Genomic DNA, 4,048 nt, shown 5'->3' with positions numbered 1-4,048 from the left:
TCCTGCTGGATGCCGGTGTGCCGAGCTGCACCAGCCTCACCCGCATCGTCTGCAGCGGCGAGGCCCTGCCGGTGGACGCGCAGCAACAGGTGTTCGCCAAGTTGCCGAACGCCGGCCTGTACAACCTGTATGGCCCCACCGAAGCCGCCATCGACGTGACCCACTGGACCTGCCGCGACGAAGGTCGCAACAGCGTGCCGATCGGCCAGCCGATCGCCAACCTGGGCGCGTACGTGCTCAGTGCCGACCTGCTGCCGTTGCCGGCGGGTGCCACCGGCGAGTTGTACCTGACCGGTGCAGGCCTGGCGCGCGGTTACCACCGCCGTGCCGCGCTGACCGCCGAGCGCTTCGTCGCCAGCCCGTTCGGCGCCGGCCAGCGCCTGTACCGTACCGGTGACCTGGCACGCCAACGCGCCGACGGCGTGATCGACTACATGGGGCGAGTCGACCACCAGGTGAAGATCCGCGGCCTGCGTATCGAACTCGGTGAAATCGAAGCGCACCTGCTCGAACTGAACTGCGTTCGCGAGGCCAGCGTGCTGGCCGTTGAAGCAGGCAGCGGCCTGCAACTGGCCGCCTACCTGGTGGCCAGTGACGCCACCCTGGCGTCGGCCAGCAGTGCGCAGCAGGCGCAATGGCGCGATGCTGTTCGCCAGCAGTTGCTGACCGGTCTGCCCGACTACATGGTGCCAACCCACCTGATACTGCTGGAACAACTGCCGCTGAGCCCGAACGGCAAGCTCGATCGCAAGGCTCTGCCCGGCATCGGCGACGCAGCCACGCGCAGCGAGCATGTCGCTGCCTCCAACCCACTGGAACAGCAACTGGCCGCTATCTGGCAGGCGGTACTCAAGCTTGATCGCGTGGGCGTTACCGACAACTTCTTCGAACTGGGCGGCGACTCGATCATCTCGATCCAGGTCGTCAGTCGCGCCCGTCAGGCCGGTATCCGCTTCACTCCCAAGGCGCTGTTCGAACACCAGACCATCCAGCGCCTGGCCACGGTTGCCCAGACCAGCGATGCACGCTCGGTTGTCGACCAATCGCCCTTGCAGGGCGAAACGGCATTGCTGCCGATCCAGCAGATGTTCTTCGAACTGCCGATGCCCGAGCGGCATCACTGGAACCAGGCCGTACTGCTCAAGGCCAACGCCAGGCTTGATGCGGCGGCGCTGCATCAGGCCCTGCAAAGCCTGGTGCTGCACCACGACGCCTTGCGCCTGCAGTTCACCGAAACCGCCAGCGGCTGGACCGGCGAGTACCGTTCGCAAGCGGCCCAGCGCGAAGCCTGGGCACACATACCGCTGCTGTGGCAACACACAGTCAGTGATGCGCATGCGCTACAAGCGCTGGCCGAATCGGCGCAGCGTAGCCTGGACCTGGAAGGCGGCCTGGTCCGTGCGCTGCTTGCCGAGCTCACCGATGGCAGCCAGCGCCTGTTGCTGGTGATTCACCACCTGGCGGTCGATGGCGTGTCGTGGCGCATTCTCTTCGAAGACCTGCAGGCAGCATACCGCCGTGCAGTGGCCGGGCACGCTGTCGAACTGCCCGCCAGGACCCGCTCGCTGCGTGCCTGGGCCGAACAGTTGCAGGCGTTCGCCAGGCACACCGGGCAGAACCAGGAACTCGCCTACTGGCAGCAGTTGCACGGAGCGAGCAATGACCTGCCCTGCGACCGTGCAGCCGATCGCCTGATCAACCGCAACAGCAACAGTGTGCAGGTCGTGCTGGACAAGCAACGCACCCGCCAGTTGCTGCAACAGGCACCGGCGGCGTATCGCACCCAGGTCAACGACCTGCTGCTCAGCGCGCTGGCGCAGGTCATCACGCGCTGGAGCGGTCACGACGACCTGCTGCTGCAACTCGAAGGGCATGGCCGCGAGGAGCTGTTCGAAGACATGGACCTGACCCGTACCGTCGGCTGGTTCACCAGCCTGTTCCCGGTACGCCTGACCCCGGCCAGTACGCTGGGTGGCACGATCAAGCAGATCAAGGAGCAACTGCGCGCCATCCCCAACAAGGGCATCGGCTTCGGCGCCTTGCGCTACCTGGGCGATGCACAGACGCAACAGACCATGCAGCAACTGCCTGTGCCGCGCCTGACGTTCAATTACCTGGGCCAGCTCGATGGCACCTTCGACAGTGACGAGGGTGCGCTGTTTGCCCCCGCTGCAGAAAGCGCAGGTATCGGGCAGAGCCTGGACGCCCCGCAGAGCAACTGGCTGACCCTCAACTGCCAGGTGTTTGCCGGTGAACTGAGCCTGACCTGGGGCTACAACAGCGCAATGTACGATGCATCGACCATTGAAGGGCTGGCCGAAGATTACCTGCATTCGCTGAGCCGCCTGATCGAGCACTGCCTGCAGGCCGACCACCACGGCCTGACGCCGTCGGACGTGCCTCTGGCCCGTTTGAGCCAGGCGCAGCTCGATGCACTGCCCCTTTCGGCCCAGCAGGTTGAAACGCTGTACCCGCTGGCCCCGATGCAACAGGGCATGCTGTTTCACACCCTTTACCAGCAACAAGCAGGCGACTACATCAATCAGATGCGCCTGGACGTACGCGGCCTGGATGCAGAACGCTTCCGGGCCGCCTGGCAGGCCACCCTGGATGCCCATGACATCCTGCGCAGCGGTTTCCTCTGGCAGGGCCAGCTCGACGAGCCGCTGCAAGTGGTGCACAAGCGAGTCGAACTGCCGTTCAGCGTACTGGACTGGCGCGAGCGCCAGGGTTGCAGCGCAGCGCTGGACACCCTGGCTGGCGAAGAGCTGATGCAGCCGTTCGACCTGCAGCAACCGCCATTGCTGCGCCTGTTCATGGTCCGCACCGGCGAGGACAGCCATCACCTCATCTACACCCACCATCACATCCTGATGGATGGCTGGAGCAACTCGCAGATGATGGGTGAGGTGATGCAGCGCTACCATGGCCAGCGCGTGCCCCAGTCCAGCGGTCGCTACAGCGATTACATCGCCTGGCTGCAACAACAGGACCCGACACTGAGCGAGACGTTCTGGAAAGCCCAGGTACAGACCCTCGATACGCCCACTCGGCTTGCAGCGGCCATCACTGCGCAACGCTCACCGGGGTCCGGCCACGCACACCTCGAAGCCGCGCTCGAACAGGCCGACACTGCCCGGCTCGAGACCTTTGCCCGCCAGCAGAAGGTGACCCCCAACACACTGGTTCAGGCAGCCTGGCTGATCGTGCTGCAGCGTTACTGCGCGCAGGCGACGGTCTGCTTCGGTGCCACCGTCTCCGGTCGCCCGGCGGAGCTCAGCGGCGTGGAACAGCAGCTGGGGCTGTTCATCAACACCTTGCCAGTGGTCGCCACGCCGCTGCCCGAGCTCAGCGTCGGCCAATGGCTGCAGCAGGTGCAGGCGCAGAACCTGGGCTTGCGAGAACATGAACACACCCCGTTGTTCGAGATTCAACGCTTGGCCGGCAAGAACGCCGAAAGCCTGTTCGACACCCTTCTGGTGTTCGAGAACTATCCGATTTCGCAAGCCCTGGAACAGACGCCAAGCACAACACTGCACTTTGGCAGCATCCGTACCCATGAGCAGACCAACTATCCCTTGACCTTGATGGTCGGCTTCGGCGCGATGCTGACCTTGCAGGCAAGTTACGACCAGGCGCATTTCGATACCGCCACGGTCGAGAAGCTCGCTCACTCGCTGCTCAGGCTGCTGAGGGCGATGCTCGACTCGCCAGACCAGGCCATCGGCGACCTGGTGATGCTTGCACCGCAGGAACAGCACACCGTACTGCTCGACTGGAACCTGACATCGACCCACTACCCACTCGAGCAACCGGTTCATCAATTGATCGAGGCGCAGGTCGAACAGACACCGAACGCGCCGGCACTGGTGTTCGGCGAACAGCACCTGAGCTATGCCGAACTCAACAGCCGTGCCAACCAGCTCGCCCATGCGCTGATTGCACGCGGTGTCGGCCCCGACATGCTGGTCGGCATCGCCATGGAACGCAGCATCGAGATGGTCGTCGCCCTGCTGGCGACCCTCAAGGCCGGTGGCGCCTACGTGCC

At 64.6% G+C, this 4,048-nt stretch carries 1 protein-coding gene; it reads left to right on the top strand.

Translation table 11 applies throughout. The features are described from left to right. Positions 1-17: 17 nt before the first annotated feature. Positions 18-4,048, top strand: a 4,031-nt coding sequence (locus NJH59_RS25315) for a condensation domain-containing protein (RefSeq protein WP_367270568.1), incomplete at its 3' end; no start/stop codon positions are given.

This window comes from Pseudomonas sp. VE 267-6A, assembly GCF_024126555.1.
Classification (GTDB): Bacteria; Pseudomonadota; Gammaproteobacteria; order Pseudomonadales; family Pseudomonadaceae; genus Aquipseudomonas; species Aquipseudomonas palmensis.
The sequence above is the reverse complement of the archived record's forward strand: the minus strand, read 5'-3'. Positions and strand labels throughout refer to the sequence as shown.